At 51.2% G+C, this 13,097-nt stretch carries 16 protein-coding genes; 13 read left to right on the top strand and 3 right to left on the bottom strand.

What is annotated here, in order from left to right:
* A complete protein-coding gene (gene exbD / locus WC7_RS05895; RefSeq protein WP_016154501.1) occupies window positions 1-426 on the top strand; it encodes a TonB system transport protein ExbD in 426 nt (141 codons plus the stop codon).
* Window positions 427-497: 71 nt separating this feature from the next.
* On the opposite strand, the gene WC7_RS05900 is transcribed toward exbD, so the two are convergent.
* Both WC7_RS05900 and WC7_RS05905 read right to left on the bottom strand, forming a co-directional pair.
* A complete protein-coding gene (locus tag WC7_RS05900) occupies window positions 498-905 on the bottom strand; it encodes a hypothetical protein (protein ID WP_016154500.1) in 408 nt (135 codons plus the stop codon).
* Between the two features lies 1 nt (window position 906).
* Entirely contained in the window at window positions 907-1,311 is a 405-nt protein-coding gene (locus tag WC7_RS05905; protein WP_016154499.1) for a hypothetical protein, read from the bottom strand.
* 104 nt (window positions 1,312-1,415) lie between these two features.
* On the opposite strand from WC7_RS05905, the gene WC7_RS05910 reads away from it, so the two are divergent.
* Complete coding sequence (locus WC7_RS05910) at window positions 1,416-1,919, top strand: ESA_00282 family adhesion-associated protein (protein WP_016154498.1); 504 nt, start codon at window positions 1,416-1,418, stop codon at window positions 1,917-1,919.
* A 68-nt stretch (window positions 1,920-1,987) separates the two neighbouring features.
* On the opposite strand, the gene WC7_RS05915 is transcribed toward WC7_RS05910, so the two are convergent.
* Complete coding sequence (locus WC7_RS05915; RefSeq protein ID WP_016154497.1) at window positions 1,988-3,028, bottom strand: aldo/keto reductase; 1,041 nt, start codon at window positions 3,026-3,028, stop codon at window positions 1,988-1,990.
* 155 nt (window positions 3,029-3,183) lie between these two features.
* Here WC7_RS05915 and yghX point away from each other — a divergent pair, with 155 nt between their 5' ends.
* From yghX to hybG, 11 genes are all read left to right on the top strand, one after another.
* Entirely contained in the window at window positions 3,184-4,071 is an 888-nt protein-coding gene (gene yghX / locus WC7_RS05920; protein ID WP_016154496.1) for a YghX family hydrolase, read from the top strand.
* 214 nt (window positions 4,072-4,285) lie between these two features.
* Window positions 4,286-5,926: a methyl-accepting chemotaxis protein gene (locus tag WC7_RS05925; RefSeq protein ID WP_016154495.1), complete on the top strand. Its 1,641-nt coding sequence runs from the start codon at window positions 4,286-4,288 to the stop codon at window positions 5,924-5,926.
* 85 nt (window positions 5,927-6,011) lie between these two features.
* Window positions 6,012-6,299 (top strand): DUF2623 family protein, encoded by a 288-nt coding sequence (locus tag WC7_RS05930; RefSeq protein ID WP_016154494.1) that lies wholly within the window; start codon window positions 6,012-6,014, stop codon window positions 6,297-6,299.
* Window positions 6,300-6,488: 189 nt separating this feature from the next.
* Complete coding sequence (gene hybO, locus WC7_RS05935) at window positions 6,489-7,607, top strand: hydrogenase 2 small subunit (protein WP_016154493.1); 1,119 nt, start codon at window positions 6,489-6,491, stop codon at window positions 7,605-7,607.
* Between the two features lie 2 nt (window positions 7,608-7,609).
* The gene (gene hybA / locus WC7_RS05940) at window positions 7,610-8,596 is read left to right on the top strand and encodes a hydrogenase 2 operon protein HybA (protein ID WP_003828357.1); all 987 of its coding nucleotides are present in this window, start codon (window positions 7,610-7,612) and stop codon (window positions 8,594-8,596) included.
* A complete protein-coding gene (hybB, locus tag WC7_RS05945; RefSeq protein ID WP_016154492.1) occupies window positions 8,586-9,764 on the top strand; it encodes a Ni/Fe-hydrogenase cytochrome b subunit in 1,179 nt (392 codons plus the stop codon). Before hybA ends, hybB begins: the two co-directional genes overlap by 11 nt.
* The gene (gene hybC, locus WC7_RS05950; protein ID WP_003024476.1) at window positions 9,761-11,464 is read left to right on the top strand and encodes a hydrogenase 2 large subunit; all 1,704 of its coding nucleotides are present in this window, start codon (window positions 9,761-9,763) and stop codon (window positions 11,462-11,464) included. Before hybB ends, hybC begins: the two co-directional genes overlap by 4 nt.
* A complete protein-coding gene (locus WC7_RS05955; protein ID WP_016154491.1) occupies window positions 11,464-11,958 on the top strand; it encodes a HyaD/HybD family hydrogenase maturation endopeptidase in 495 nt (164 codons plus the stop codon). Before hybC ends, WC7_RS05955 begins: the two co-directional genes overlap by 1 nt.
* The gene (hybE, locus tag WC7_RS05960; RefSeq protein ID WP_016154490.1) at window positions 11,951-12,439 is read left to right on the top strand and encodes a hydrogenase-2 assembly chaperone; all 489 of its coding nucleotides are present in this window, start codon (window positions 11,951-11,953) and stop codon (window positions 12,437-12,439) included. The genes WC7_RS05955 and hybE overlap by 8 nt, the downstream gene beginning before the upstream one ends.
* Window positions 12,432-12,773: a hydrogenase maturation nickel metallochaperone HypA gene (hypA, locus tag WC7_RS05965; protein WP_016154489.1), complete on the top strand. Its 342-nt coding sequence runs from the start codon at window positions 12,432-12,434 to the stop codon at window positions 12,771-12,773. Before hybE ends, hypA begins: the two co-directional genes overlap by 8 nt.
* Before the next feature lie 30 nt (window positions 12,774-12,803).
* Entirely contained in the window at window positions 12,804-13,052 is a 249-nt protein-coding gene (hybG, locus tag WC7_RS05970) for a hydrogenase maturation factor HybG (protein ID WP_003024459.1), read from the top strand.
* Window positions 13,053-13,097: the final 45 nt, after the last annotated feature.

Raw genomic sequence — 13,097 nt, 5'->3', positions numbered from 1 at the left:
ATGGCAATGAGCTTTAATGAAAACCTGGACGATAACGGTGAAATGCATGAAATCAACGTGACACCGTTTATCGATGTTATGTTGGTTTTATTGATCATCTTTATGGTGGCCGCACCGTTGGCAACGGTGGATGTGAAGGTGAATCTCCCGGCTTCCACCAGCACGCCGCAGCCGCGTCCGGAAAAACCGGTTTACCTGTCTGTTAAAGCCGATAAGAGTATGTTTATTGGCAACAATCAGGTGACGGATGACACCATGATTAGCGAATTAAATACGCTGACCGATGGGAAGAAAGACACCACGATTTTCTTCCGTGCGGATAAAACCGTCGATTATGAAACCATGATGAAAGTTATGGATACGCTGCATCAGGCGGGTTTCCTGAAGATTGGTCTGGTCGGTGAAGAGACCGTGAAAGCGAAGTAATCCTGATTGCCGGGTAATGGTTGTTGCCTTACCCGGCCTTCCTCTCCTGATTCAGCTCTCCCCAGACGCCCTTATCTGTCCTCATCCAGTGCGACTGCCGTTATCCTGGTGGGTTCGTAGTTCCCTTCAGACAGTTTACGCGTCAGGCGTAAGGTGGCTGTTTCTCGCTTGAGTATATGCTGGTATGTGCTCTCCAGCCGGGCCATGATTTTGTCCCGTAGTTCTGGTTGCTGCTCCATAATGGCTTCAATCGCGGCGCCATAGATCTCTTCTTTCGCCTGTAGCGCATAAATTTCGCGACGATTTTGCCATTTCATCCGCACCAGCGCGGCGGGAATAGAGACCATCTCCTGGGCAACGCTTTCCAACGTCGCATTTTTATTGGCAATCAATACGGCTAAATTTTGCTTTAAGACAAACTCATCGCTTTTATGGTCATCTAAAGCCAAATAAACATTATTATCCTCAACATCTTTCATTTTATTTCTCTTCCAGAGAATAAAAAATAGGATCGCTGGTCTCACGTGTAATTAAATTAAGCCAAATTTTATTGCCCTGTTCATTTACGCTGGCTGTTTTTGTAGATAAAATTTTACTTAATTCTTGAGCGTTAATGTCGCCTTCCGCTTGTAGTGAATTGAGCAGGCGAGTGAAGGACTCAATTTTTGCGGCACGAAACAGGCGCTCTTTTAAATGGCGATCGCACTCTTCAAATAACATATTGCGCGCCTGGCCGTTAGCGGTAGAGCTAATCAAAATATCGGGTTCGTAATCGCTTAATGTTCTCTTTCCCTGAGTCAAATTTTCACTATTATCTGTGGAACTGGTATTAGTAGATGAGCTGGATAAGTGAAAACGCGAGGGAACAAGATGCTCGGGAAGCATGTTGAAATATCCTTTGATGCCAATGATATGTTGTTCTAAATAAACCAAGCTGCGTTGACAATAGCATGGCGTAATTTTAAAATCAAAAAAAATGGAGCCAGTATATGAACAGTATATTTTATTCTGTTATTACCCTGCTATTGCTTACCTGCGGGGTACTTTTGTTGATGCGCAGTGCAAATAAAAACCGATATGCAGAAAATGGGCACTCTGAAAACCAGCCGGAAATGCTGAGTAAAGAAGAGGGGGAAGATCATTTTTCGGTACTGATGAATTCGATTACCCCAGTATGGTATTGGCGCGTTAATCACGAATATATCGATTTTATCCACTCCACGATCAAGCGGATGACAATGGTGGAGCTAAATGAGACGCCAGGGCTATTTGATGCACAGCGGCGTTGTAGCGATCTCAACTCTGCGGTGTATAAATATTACGACAATATAAAAAAGCGCTGTCTGAGCGGTGAGAAAGTCCCACATGCCGATCTGGATGTGCTTAACTTACGCCAGTGCTTCAGGGAGTTCAGTCTGGAGGCTTATCCTGCCCTTGTCGCGCTGGTGTGGCCGGAATTTCAACGTCCAGAGATCAAAGCGGAAGAGGTGTGAAGGGATTGGCTGGCCCTGTTACGTGCCGGGGAGGCTAACGCCGCTTCCCGGCACAGAGTTACAAACGGCTATTTGTCAGATGAGGCCTGCCACAGGTTCAGCTTACCATCCGCGACATGCTTATCGATCTGCGCCAGTTCTTCGGCGCTGAACGTCAGGTTAGCCAACGCCTGAACGTTCTCCTCCAGTTGCTCCGGTCGGCTGGCGCCAATTAATACCGACGTCACCCGGTTGTCTTTCAGCAGCCAGCTTAAGGCCATTTGCGCCATCGACTGTCCGCGCTGTTGCGCCATCTCATTGAGCAAACGCAGGCTGTTAAGGTTTTCTTCCGTCAGCATATTTTCCGTCAGCCCACGAACTTTTTTCCCTTCACGCTGCATGCGTGAACCTTCCGGAATGCCGTTGAGGTATTTCCCCGTCAGCAGCCCCTGGGCCAGCGGCGTAAATGCGATGCAGCCCATGCCGTTGGATTCCAGCGTATCCAGCAGACCGCTGCTGTCTACCCAACGGTTAAGCAGGTTGTAAGAAGGCTGGTGGATCAGCAGCGGAATTTTCCATTCCCGCATCAGCTCGGCCATTTTCTGCGTACGCTCCGGGGAATAGGATGAGATGCCGACATACAGCGCTTTACCGCTTTGCACCGCATGGGCCAGCGCTGAGGCGGTCTCTTCCATTGGCGTATTTTCGTCAACGCGGTGAGAGTAAAAGATATCGACATAGTCGAGGCCCATGCGTTTCAGGCTCTGATCGAGGCTGGCGAGCAGGTATTTGCGCGAACCGCCAGAACCGTATGGCCCTGGCCACATGTCATAGCCTGCCTTGGTGGAGATGATCAGTTCATCACGATAGTGTGCAAAATCCTCGCGCAATAATCGGCCAAAATTCTCTTCTGCGCTGCCCGGAGGCGGCCCGTAGTTATTGGCTAAATCAAAATGCGTGATGCCTAAATCAAATGCTTTACGCAGCAGAGCGCGCTGTGAATCCAGCGCCTGAACGTGCCCAAAACTGTGCCACAAACCCAGTGATAGCGCGGGTAAACGTAAACCGCTGCGCCCGCAGTAGCGATAGAGCATCTGCTCGTAACGTTCAGGATTGGCAAACCAGTCCATGAGATCTCCTTAGTGCAGGTGAATTTCGAAACAACGTTTCTATTCTAGCGGGTTCATGGTGAATATCCCGTTCACCAGGTCACACTGGAATGAAAAACTGGGCAAAAACAGACCACTGTGCTTTGCTTAAAAAAACATCGATCCGGAGTGCTGCCATGTCGCGTCTAACTGCCAAAGACTTTCCGCAAGAATTGCTCGACTACTATGACTATTACGCTCATGGCAAAATAACGAAACGCGAGTTTCTCAATCTTGCTGCGAAATATGCAGTCGGTGGTATGACGGCGCTGGCATTATTCAATGTATTGAAACCCAATTATGCCCTCGCAACGCAGGTGGAGTTCACCGATCCTGATATCCTGGCGGAATACATGACTTATCCTTCACCCGAAGGGCATGGTGATGTGCGTGGGTATCTGGTTAAACCTGCGAAAGCGACGGGGAAAGTTCCGGCGGTAGTGGTGGTGCATGAGAATCGTGGGCTGAATCCGTATATTGAGGATGTGGCACGGCGGGTGGCGAAGGCGGGCTATATTGCACTCGCGCCTGATGGATTAAGTTCAGTGGGGGGCTATCCTGGCAATGATGATAAAGGTCGGGAGTTGCAGCAGCAGGTTGACCCCGTAAAGCTGATGAACGACTTCTTTGCCGCCATTGAATTTATGCAGCGTTATTCAGGCGCGACGGGAAAGGTGGGTATCACCGGATTTTGCTACGGTGGCGGCGTATCGAATGCCGCAGCCGTTGCTTTTCCTGAACTGGCCTGCGCAGTGCCTTTTTATGGGCGTCAGGTTCCTGCATCAGATGTCCCTAAAATAAAAGCGCCTTTATTACTGCACTATGCGCAATTAGATACCCGAATTAATGAGGGATGGCCTGCCTATGAAGCGGCGCTCAAAGCCAATAAGAAAGTCTTTGAGGCATATATCTATCCCGGCGTTAATCATGGTTTTCATAATGACTCGACACCGCGTTATGATAATGCTGCCGCTGATTTGGCCTGGGAGCGTACTCTTGCATGGTTTAACAAATATTTACGATAGAAAACAAGGGATTATTTAATGCTTCAGGTTAATTATCTGAATAATAATGCTAGCTAATTTCATTAGCATTCATGTTGATATAGTGTAAATAATATTGGATGTACTTAAGAAAGTAAAAAAATAAAGAATGCATTATATCTTCTCTGTTGCCTGCCGATAACAAGGATAAGTATCGCCTGATGGCGAATTCCTCATCAACGGCAAGGAAATTATTATGCGTTTGCTGAAAAACTTCACTATTCGTATTGTCATGTTGGCAATACTGGGACTTTTTTGCCTGCTCTGGTCGGGCGTGGGTTTATTCAGTCTTCATTCTTTATCAAAAATATCTGAAGGCAATGATATTGACCGTCATCTTGTCCATCAGATGACGGTGCTCAGTCAGGGGAACGATCAGTATTTTCGCTTCGTAACGCGCTTAAGTCGCGCCATGGATGTCAAAATGAGCGGCGGAACGCCTGATTTTGCACCAGCGCAGCAGTCCCTGGAGAATATGAGCAAAAAACTCCAGGAGATGAAAACGTTGTCTCCGGGGCCTATGGATCCGGACGTTGCCGCGGCGGTACTGACGAAGTGGCAGGCGCTGCTGGATAACGGGGTGATTCCGCAAATGCAACTGGCGCAGCAGGGCACGCTTACGGCCTTTGCGGAGCATGCCAGCACCGTTACGCCAGCGCTGAGCCGTGAATTTGGCGCCAGTGTCGAACGTTTTAACGCCACGGCAGGTAAGCGGCTTGATACCACGCGCGTCATGGTCGATGGCAAAACGTCTATCATCCGGACGCTAATTATTACCGCCGTGATCCTCGGTATTGCCCTCCTGTTCTTCACAGACCGTTACCTCGTCGCCATGATGGTGAAACCCCTGGGACGTATCCGCCAACAGTTCCAACAGATTGCTCAGGGCGATCTCAGCCATCCAATCGAAGATTTTGGCCGTAACTGCGTGGGCCAACTGGTGCCGTTATTGTGCGCGATGCAGGACAGCCTGCGCGAAGCCGTCAGCACAATTCGCTCAGGTAGTGACAACATCTGGCGAGGGGCTACGGAAATTTCCACCGGCAATAACGATCTCTCATCGCGTACTGAGGAGCAGGCTGCGGCGCTGGAAGAGACCGCTGCCAGCATGGAGCAACTGACCGCAACGGTAAAACTGAACGCCGAAAACGCGCGTGAAGCCAGCCAGCTTGCCGATACGGCGACAGAGACGGCAGGTAAAGGGAGCAGCCTGGTTTCAGAAGTGGTTGAGACGATGGACGGCATTGCCGCCAGCTCTAAACAGATCGCGGAAATTACGTCTGTTATTAATAGTATTGCCTTCCAGACCAATATTCTGGCGCTGAACGCGGCAGTTGAAGCTGCCAGAGCAGGTGAGCAGGGGCGTGGTTTTGCCGTTGTTGCCGGTGAGGTGCGTAACCTCGCCAGCCGTAGCGCCGGGGCGGCGAAAGAGATTGAGACGCTGATTGGCGAATCGTCGCGTCGCGTCGATCAGGGCGCTCGACTGGTTAAAGAGACGGGATTAACCATGGAGGCAATTTTGCGCGGAGCCACCGAAGTGACCGTTATCATGAAGCAAATTGCTTCTGCCTCAGAAGAACAGAATAAGGGCATCTCGCAGGTGAGCGTGGCGATCACGCAGATGGACAGCGTAACGCAACAGAACGCCGCGCTGGTAGAGCAAGTTTCCGCCGCGGCTGTGGCGCTTGAACGGCAAACGGAAGAGCTGCAACGCTCGGTACAACAGTTCCGTCTTTCAGCAAACGATGTGCAGTACGCCGCCGCCAGTACCGCTTCCCCTTCAGCAGACAGCAAAACGTCTGCGGCCGCTAAAAAGGATGAATGGGTGTCCTTTTAAGCGGGCATAAAAAAGTACGTGATACCTCTGGTCTTTGCTTAAAAAATCGCTATATAATTTATTATATAGCGATTGGAGGTTATGCATGGACAACCATTTTGGAAAAGGCTTGATGGCCGGATTAAACGCGTCAAGTGCAGATAGCGCACGCACGGCGGCCAATTTTTGTGCTGATTATAAACGCGGTTTTGTGCTGGGATTTTCTCATCGAATGTTTGAAAAAACGGGCGATCGACAGCTCAGCGCGTGGGAAGCGGGGATCCTCACGCGTCGCTATGGGCTGGATAAAGAGATGGTTATGGATTTCTTTAAAGAGAACCAGTCCAGTACAACAATTCGTTTTTTCATGGCTGGCTATCGTCTCGAAGCTTGATCCGAAAGGGGTATTATCTTGCTTTAATTAATTACACTATTGACCTACGCCTTCGTTTTGTTGCTCCGCCGAAGTATTATAATGCACATAACCATATAAAAAGTGTGGTAAATGGCGCGCCGATCGCAATATGCAACATGCGAAAGGTGCAAAATAAAAGCCAGGTCTTCGCAACGGAATAACTATAAAATGACTGGAGATAACTCTCTCATCAATTCGAACGGCATCAATCGCCGTGATTTCATGAAGCTTTGTGCAGCACTGGCCGCTACCATGGGGCTCAGTAGCAAAGCCGCCGCAGAAATGGCCGAATCAGTTTCTCGTCCTCAGCGTCCACCGGTTATCTGGATTGGTGCGCAGGAGTGTACGGGTTGTACTGAATCGCTACTTCGCGCGACACACCCTACAGTGGAAAACCTCGTTCTGGAGACAATCTCTCTGGAATACCATGAGGTACTCTCTGCCGCCTTCGGCCACCAGGTCGAAGAGAATAAACATAACGCTCTGGAGAAGTACAAAGGGCAATATGTTTTGGTTGTAGATGGTTCTATCCCACTGAAAGACAATGGTATTTACTGCATGGTTGCCGGTGAGCCGATCGTAGATCATATCCGCCGGGCCGCAGAAGGCGCTGCCGCTATCATTGCCATCGGCTCTTGTGCCGCGTGGGGTGGTGTTGCTGCTGCTGGCGTTAACCCAACGGGTGCCGTCGGCTTGCAGGAAGTTCTGCCAGGCAAAACCATCATCAACATCCCCGGCTGTCCTCCGAACCCGCACAACTTCCTTGCAACGGTCGCGCATATCATCACTTACGGTAAGCCGCCGAAGCTGGATACCAAAAACCGTCCGACATTTGCCTATGGTCGTTTGATTCACGAACACTGCGAACGTCGCCCGCACTTCGATGCAGGTCGTTTTGCTAAAGAGTTTGGCGATGAAGGTCACCGTGAAGGCTGGTGCCTCTACCATCTGGGCTGTAAAGGACCAGAAACCTACGGCAACTGCTCAACGCTGCAATTCTGCGATGTTGGCGGCGTGTGGCCGGTGGCTATCGGTCACCCTTGCTACGGCTGTAACGAAGAAGGTGTCGGTTTCCATAAAGGTATTCACCAGCTTGCTCATGTGGAAAACCAAACACCGCGTTCCGAGAAACCTGACGTCAATATGAAAGAAGGCGGCAATATTTCTGCCGGGGCGATTGGGCTGCTTGGTGGCGTAGTAGGACTGGTTGCCGGTGTCAGCGTGATGGCGGTTCGTGAACTGGGGCGTCAGCAGAAGAAAGATAACGCTGACTCACGGGGAGAATAACCGTGAACAGACGTAACTTTATTAAAGCAGCCTCCAGCGGGGCATTGCTGTTGGGCGCTGCGCCGTCCATCAGCCATGCGGCTGCAGAAAACCGTCCGCCGATCCCTGGTTCTCTTGGGATGCTCTATGACTCGACGCTGTGCGTAGGCTGCCAAGCCTGTGTCACCAAGTGTCAGGATATCAACTTCCCGGCGCGTAACCCGGAAGGCGAGCAGACCTGGTCGAACAACGACAAACTGTCACCGTATACCAATAACATCATCCAGGTGTGGCGTAGCGGAACAGGCGTCAACAAAGACCAGGAAGAAAACGGCTACGCATACATTAAGAAGCAGTGCATGCACTGTGTCGATCCGAACTGCGTCTCCGTTTGCCCGGTCTCCGCGCTGAAGAAAGATCCGAAAACCGGCATCGTCCACTATGACAAAGATGTCTGCACGGGCTGTCGTTACTGCATGGTCGCCTGCCCGTACAATGTGCCTAAGTATGACTACAACAACCCGTTTGGTGCGCTTCACAAATGTGAACTGTGTAACCAGAAAGGTGTTGAGCGTCTGGACAAAGGCGGTTTACCGGGTTGTGTTGAAGTGTGCCCTGCCGGTGCGGTGATTTTTGGTACGCGTGAAGAGCTGATGGCTGAGGCGAAAAAACGTCTCGCGCTGAAGCCTGGCAGCGAATACCACTATCCGCGTCAGACGGTGAAAGCAGGCGATACCTATCTGCATACGGTACCGAAGTATTACCCCCATCTGTACGGCGAGAAAGAGGGTGGTGGTACACAGGTTATGGTACTGACGGGCGTTCCTTACGAGGATTTGGATCTGCCGAAACTGGATGATCTTTCAACCGGTGCGCGTTCCGAACATGTTCAACATTCCTTGTACAAGGGCATGATATTACCCCTGGCTGCGCTGGCGGGCTTAACCGTGCTGGTTCGTCGTAACACGAAAAACGACCATCACGATGGAGGAGACGATCATGAGTCATGATCCTAAACCGCTGGGCGGAAAAATAATCAGCAAACCGGTCATTATTTTTGGGCCGCTTATCGTCCTGTGTATGCTCCTGATCGTGAAACGTCTGGTCTTCGGATTGGGCTCAGTCTCCGATCTGAACGGCGGTTTCCCATGGGGTGTATGGATCGCGTTTGACCTGCTGATTGGTACCGGCTTCGCGTGCGGTGGCTGGGCTCTGGCGTGGGCGGTGTATGTTTTCAACAGAGGACAATACCATCCGCTGGTACGTCCGGCGCTGCTGGCGAGCCTGTTTGGCTACTCGCTGGGTGGTCTGTCGATCACCATTGACGTCGGTCGTTACTGGAACCTGCCGTATTTCTACATTCCGGGCCACTTCAACGTGAACTCGGTACTGTTCGAAACGGCGGTCTGTATGACCATCTATATCGGCATCATGGCGCTGGAATTTGCTCCGGCTTTGTTTGAACGTCTGGGGTGGAAAGTCTCTCTCAAACGTTTGAATAAAGTGATGTTCTTTATTATTGCCCTTGGCGCGCTGCTGCCAACTATGCACCAGTCTTCAATGGGTTCATTGATGATTTCTGCGGGCTATAAGGTGCATCCGCTATGGCAAGCTTATGAAATGTTGCCGCTTTTCTCCGTATTAACCGCTTTTATTATGGGCTTCTCGATCGTCATCTTTGAAGGCTCGTTGGTACAAGCCGGGCTGAAAGGTAATGGTCCGGACGAGAAAAGTTTGTTCATCAAGCTGACGAATACCATCAGCGTGCTGTTGGCGATTTTCGTGGTTCTGCGCTTTGGCGAACTGATCTATCGCGACAAGCTGTCCTATGCGTTCTCAGGCGATCTTTACTCCCTGATGTTCTGGATTGAAGTCGTGCTGATGGTCTTCCCGCTGGTGGTGCTGCGCGTCACTAAGCTGCGTAACGACTCACGCATGCTGTATCTGTCTGCGCTGAGCGCATTGCTGGGTTGTGCGACATGGCGTCTGTCCTATTCGCTGGTGGCGTTCAATCCAGGTGGTGGCTACCACTACTTCCCGACCTGGGAAGAACTGTTGATTTCTATTGGTTTTGTGGCTATTGAGATTTGTGCATACATCGTACTCATTCGTCTACTGCCGATACTTCCTCCTTTAAAACAAAACGATCAAAATCGTCATGAGGCGAGCAAAGCATGAGCCAGAGAATTACTATTGATCCGGTAACCCGTATTGAGGGTCATTTACGCATCGACTGCGAAATCGAAAATGGCGTGGTATCTAAAGCATGGGCTTCCGGTACCATGTGGCGCGGCATGGAAGAGATCGTGAAAAACCGCGATCCGCGCGATGCCTGGATGATTGTGCAGCGTATCTGTGGCGTTTGTACTACCACTCACGCTATCTCTTCCGTTCGTGCAGCAGAAAGCGCGCTGAATATTGATGTTCCGGTGAACGCACAGTATATCCGTAACATCATTCTGGCCGCGCACACTACGCATGACCACATTGTTCACTTCTATCAGCTCTCTGCGCTGGACTGGGTGGATATCACCTCTGCACTGAAAGCAGATCCAGCGAAAGCGTCTGCCATGCTGAACGGCGTGTCCTCCTGGCACCTGAACAGCGCAGAAGAGTTCACTAAGGTTCAGAACAAGATCAAAGACCTTGTTGCCAGCGGTCAGTTAGGCATTTTTGCCAACGGTTGCTGGGGTCACCCGGCGATGCAGCTGCCGCCAGAAGTGAACCTGATTGCGGTCGCTCACTACCTGCAGGCGCTGGAATGCCAGCGTGATGCTAACCGTGTTGTGGCGCTGTTGGGCGGTAAAACGCCGCACATTCAGAACCTGGCGGTAGGCGGGGTTGCTAACCCAATTAACCTCGACGGCCTTGGCGTGCTGAACCTTGAGCGCCTGATGTATATCAAGTCCTTTATCGATAAGCTGAGCGACTTCGTTGAGCAGGTTTACAAGGTTGATACCGCAGTTATTGCTGCGTTCTACCCTGAGTGGCTGGAACGTGGTCAAGGTGCGGTTAACTATCTGAGCGCACCGGAATTCCCTACTGACGGTAAAAACGGCAGCTTCCTGTTCCCGGGTGGTTACATCACCAATGAAGATCTGTCGACCTATCGTCCGATCACCTCTCACTCCGATGAGTACCTGATCAAAGGGATTCAGGAGAGTGCGAAACACGCGTGGTACAAAGACGAAGCGCCACAGGCTCCGTGGGAAGGCACAACGGTTCCTGATTACACCGGTTGGTCAGATGACGGCAAGTACTCCTGGGTTAAAGCACCGACCTTCTACGGTAAAACGGTTGAAGTGGGTCCGTTGGCCAACATGCTGTGTAAACTGGCGGCCAAACGCGAGTCTACCCATGCCAAGCTGAATGAAATCATCGCGATTTACACCAAGCTGACCGGTAAAACTATCGAAGTGTCACAGTTGCACTCTACGTTGGGCCGTATTATTGGCCGTACCGTTCACTGCTGTGAACTGCAGAACGTTCTGCAGGATCAGTACAACGCGCTGATTGTGAACATCGGCAAAGGCGACCACACCACCTTCGTGAAACCGGATATCCCGGCAACGGGTGAATTTAAAGGTGTCGGTTTCCTCGAAGCGCCGCGCGGTATGCTGTCTCACTGGATGGTGATCAAAGATGGCATTATCAGCAACTACCAGGCGGTAGTACCGTCAACCTGGAACTCTGGCCCACGTAACTTTAATGATGAAGTGGGACCGTATGAGCGCTCGCTGGTAGGTACGCCGATTGCCGATCCAAACAAACCGCTGGAAGTGGTTCGTACCATTCACTCCTTCGACCCTTGTATGTCATGTGCGGTGCATGTGGTGGACGTTGATGGGAACGAAGTGGTCTCAGTTAAGGTTCTGTAATGCGGATATTAGTCTTAGGGGTCGGCAATATTTTGCTGACCGACGAAGCCATCGGGGTACGTATCGTTGAAACATTAGAACAACGGTACGTCCTGCCAGACTTTGTTGATGTTCTGGACGGTGGTACGGCTGGGATGGAGCTTCTCGGTGATATGGCGAACAGAGATCATCTGATCATTGCTGACGCCATTGTGTCGAAGAAAAACACGCCAGGAACGATGATGGTCCTGCGGGATGAAGAGATCCCGGCGCTGTTTACCAACAAAATCTCACCGCACCAGCTTGGTCTGGCCGACGTATTGTCGGCCCTGCGTTTCACCGGCGAGTTTCCGAAAAAGCTGACGTTAGTCGGTGTTATTCCGGAATCGCTGGAGCCGCATATCGGACTAACGCCAACGGTTGAAGCGATGATTGAACCTGCGCTTGAGCAGGTTCTTGCCGCGCTTCGCGAATCAGGTGTTGAAGCGATCCCGCGGGAGGCGGCTCATGTCTGAGGAGTTTGTCGGTTTTCAGACGGCCCCGAAGATGCAAATTCAGGCAGCGTTTGAAGAGGTTGCCCGGCGTTCAATGCACGATCTCTCTTTCCTGCATCCGAACATGCCGGTATATGTCTCTGAATTTACGCTGTTTGAAGGACAGTGGACGGGGTGTGTTATCACGCCCTGGATGCTCAGCGCACTGATTTTCCCCGGACCGGACCAGATCTGGCCGGTGCGTAAAGTCAGCGAAAAAATCGGACTGCGTCTGCCGTATGGCGAGATGACCTTTACCGTTGGTGAACTGGAGGGCGTATCGCAATACCTTTCCTGCTCATTGATGTCGCCGCTTTCGCACAGTATGTCGGCGCAAGAAGGCATGCGTCTGACTGACGATTGCGCGCGAATGCTGTTATCGCTGCCGGTTAGCGATCCGAATGCGCCGCAGCTTAATCGCCGCGCGTTGCTGCTGGGTCGTCGGAACTGCGAAAATGCATGAGCTGTCCCTTTGTCAGAGCGCGGTTGAGATTGTTCAACAGCAGGCAGAGCAGCACGGTGTCAAACGTGTAACCGGTGTTTGGCTGGAAATCGGGGCGCTCTCCTGCGTTGAAGAGAGCGCCGTTCGTTTCAGTTTCGACATCGTCTGTCAGGGGACGCTGGCTCAGGGTTGTGAGCTGCATATTGATTACAAGCCAGCCCAGGCATGGTGCTGGGATTGCAGTCAGATTGTGGAAATCACCCAGCATGATGCGCAGTGTCCACAATGTCAGGGCGATCGTCTGCGGGTTGATGCTGGCGATTCACTGAAAGTGAAAAGTATTGAAGTCGAATAACCCATAGGTTGCTATGGGGCGGAGTCAGATATGTGTATTGGAGTCCCTGGTCAGGTTCTGGCCGTTGGTGAAGATATTCACCAGCTTGCGCAGGTTGAAGTGTGCGGCATCAAACGTGATGTCAATATTGCCCTGATTTGTGAAGGTGATACAGCTGAGCTGGTCGGGCAATGGGTGCTGGTGCACGTAGGGTTCGCCATGAGCATCATTGATGAAGATGAAGCTAAAGCTACGTTAGACGCACTTCGCCGCATGGAGTACGACGTCACCAGCGCGTGACAAATCCTGAATGAAATTGCCGGATAGCGGTTGCCATCCGGCAAT

The organism is Citrobacter sp. KTE151, assembly GCF_000398845.1.
GTDB lineage: Bacteria > Pseudomonadota > Gammaproteobacteria > Enterobacterales > Enterobacteriaceae > Citrobacter > Citrobacter braakii.
Note: the sequence above shows the minus strand (reverse complement) of the source record. Positions and strands in the feature narration are given on the sequence as shown.

Bases quoted from the DNA above. Each gene is read 5' to 3' on its own strand.
- exbD (WP_016154501.1), top strand. From the start codon at position 1: ATGGCAATGAGCTTTAATGAAAACCTGGACGATAACGGTGAAATGCAT.
- WC7_RS05900 (WP_016154500.1), bottom strand. From the start codon at position 905: ATGAAAGATGTTGAGGATAATAATGTTTATTTGGCTTTAGATGACCAT.
- WC7_RS05905 (WP_016154499.1), bottom strand. From the start codon at position 1,311: ATGCTTCCCGAGCATCTTGTTCCCTCGCGTTTTCACTTATCCAGCTCA.
- WC7_RS05910 (WP_016154498.1), top strand. From the start codon at position 1,416: ATGAACAGTATATTTTATTCTGTTATTACCCTGCTATTGCTTACCTGC.
- WC7_RS05915 (WP_016154497.1), bottom strand. From the start codon at position 3,028: ATGGACTGGTTTGCCAATCCTGAACGTTACGAGCAGATGCTCTATCGC.
- yghX (WP_016154496.1), top strand. From the start codon at position 3,184: ATGTCGCGTCTAACTGCCAAAGACTTTCCGCAAGAATTGCTCGACTAC.
- WC7_RS05925 (WP_016154495.1), top strand. From the start codon at position 4,286: ATGCGTTTGCTGAAAAACTTCACTATTCGTATTGTCATGTTGGCAATA.
- WC7_RS05930 (WP_016154494.1), top strand. From the start codon at position 6,012: ATGGACAACCATTTTGGAAAAGGCTTGATGGCCGGATTAAACGCGTCA.
- hybO (WP_016154493.1), top strand. From the start codon at position 6,489: ATGACTGGAGATAACTCTCTCATCAATTCGAACGGCATCAATCGCCGT.
- hybB (WP_016154492.1), top strand. From the start codon at position 8,586: ATGAGTCATGATCCTAAACCGCTGGGCGGAAAAATAATCAGCAAACCG.
- hybC (WP_003024476.1), top strand. From the start codon at position 9,761: ATGAGCCAGAGAATTACTATTGATCCGGTAACCCGTATTGAGGGTCAT.
- WC7_RS05955 (WP_016154491.1), top strand. From the start codon at position 11,464: ATGCGGATATTAGTCTTAGGGGTCGGCAATATTTTGCTGACCGACGAA.
- hybE (WP_016154490.1), top strand. From the start codon at position 11,951: ATGTCTGAGGAGTTTGTCGGTTTTCAGACGGCCCCGAAGATGCAAATT.
- hypA (WP_016154489.1), top strand. From the start codon at position 12,432: ATGCATGAGCTGTCCCTTTGTCAGAGCGCGGTTGAGATTGTTCAACAG.
- hybG (WP_003024459.1), top strand. From the start codon at position 12,804: ATGTGTATTGGAGTCCCTGGTCAGGTTCTGGCCGTTGGTGAAGATATT.